Origin of the sequence: Streptomyces sp. NPDC017225 (assembly GCF_044331465.1) — a bacterium.
Classification (GTDB): Bacteria; Actinomycetota; Actinomycetes; order Streptomycetales; family Streptomycetaceae; genus Streptomyces.
This window is the reverse complement of sequence record NZ_JBIRNE010000059.1, coordinates 1-1,459: the sequence shown is the minus strand read 5'-3', so window position 1 is coordinate 1,459 and position 1,459 is coordinate 1. Positions and strand designations below refer to the sequence as shown.

The following is a 1,459-nucleotide window of genomic DNA, read 5'->3' as shown; positions in this document are numbered from 1 at the left end:
GAATCAGCTGTGGCTGGGCGACATCACAGAGCATTGGACGAGCGAAGGCAAGCTCTACCTGTGCGCGTTCAAAGACGTATTCTCCAACCGGATCGTTGGCTACTCCATCAGCGATCGGATGAAGTCCCGGCTCGCGGTCGATGCGCTCGACAACGCCGTCGCCCGCCGAGATTTCGTCGCAGGCTGCGTGGTCCACACCGACAGAGGATCGCAAGGCGCATTCAACTGGTCGAAGCAACACGTTGCTGTTGAATTGATCGTAGGTGTTCGTCCCAAGCTTCAGCGGGGGTTCGCCATTGGAGTCGTTTCCGTGGTCGCGTGTTGAGAGCGTGTGCGACTGCCGCGAGATCGTCTGGGCTCCATCGCGAGAGATCAGTTCCCTTCGGAAAGTATTGGCGCAGTAGTCCATTCGCATTCTCGTTGGTACCTCGTTGCCATGGGCTGTGTGGATCGGCGAAGTACACCTTCAGCCCGGTGTCGATGGTGAACTGGGCGTGTGCGGACATTTCCTTTCCTCGGTCCCAGGTCAGCGAGCGTTTGAGTTCGGTGGGCATCGACGCCAGTGCCTGTGCCAACGCTCTGTTCATCGACACCGCTCCGTATCCCGACAGTGCCGGCCCGTTCTTGGTGATCGGTTGCTGTCGCCACCCTTGTTCCCGAGGCAGGTGCACGAGGGTGGTGTATCCGGTTGTGCGCTCGACGATGGTGCCGATCGCGGACCTGTCCGTGCCGATGATGAGATCACCTTCGTGGTGCCCGGGGATCGCACGGTCGTCGGCTTCTTCGGGACGCTCGCTGATGAGTACGTCCGGTGTCACATGGGCCCAGGCAACGCGTTTCGCTCTCGCGCGTGGCATCCGAAGAGCGCGGCCGGTGCGCAGGCACAAGATGAGTTCGCGGCGCAGCGCACTGCGACCCTCGATGAACAGGGACTGGTAGATGGCTTCGTGGCTGATCCGCATGGACTCATCATCCGGGAAATCGATCGGTAGCCGGTGCGAAATCTGCTCAGGGCTCCACGCTTTCACCCATCGGCGGTCCTGCCGATGCGGCTTGTTCAAGCCCTTCCATTGCCGTTCGAGCGGTCCGGCGACAGCATCGCCGCCCGGCTTGGTGATCTGGCCTGAGAGTCGGTCCTCAACGTAGTGCCGTAACCGATCGTTGGCCGTGAGCTTGGCGGTCTTCGGGCGACGAGCAAACAACTCGGCTTTCCAGTGCGCCACGCTGGCGCGGTACTCGAGCGTGCCGCCACGCGTGGCAGCGTTACGCCGCAACTCCCGCGAGATCGTCGACGGGCTCCTCCCGATGGCACCCGCTATCGAGCGCACCCCATGGCCTGTGGCGTGCAGGATCGCGATTTCCTCACGCTCTGCCAAAGAGAGGTACCTGCCTGCCGGCGCGGGCCATGAGTACGGCGTCATCCCGCCAGCGTGCCGGAACCACCGCTGGCCCGCAGGCT

1 protein-coding gene and 1 pseudogene are annotated in these 1,459 nt (G+C 62.7%); one reads left to right on the top strand and one right to left on the bottom strand.

Features of this window, described 5'->3' with window-relative positions:
- Positions 1-214: pseudogene (locus tag ACH4NX_RS38375) on the top strand (transposase); the annotation flags it as partial.
- Positions 215-221: 7 nt separating this feature from the next.
- Here the strand turns inward: ACH4NX_RS38375 and ACH4NX_RS38370 are convergent.
- Positions 222-1,459 (bottom strand): IS30 family transposase (locus ACH4NX_RS38370; protein WP_398153399.1); only part of this gene is annotated, 1,238 nt, incomplete at its 5' end.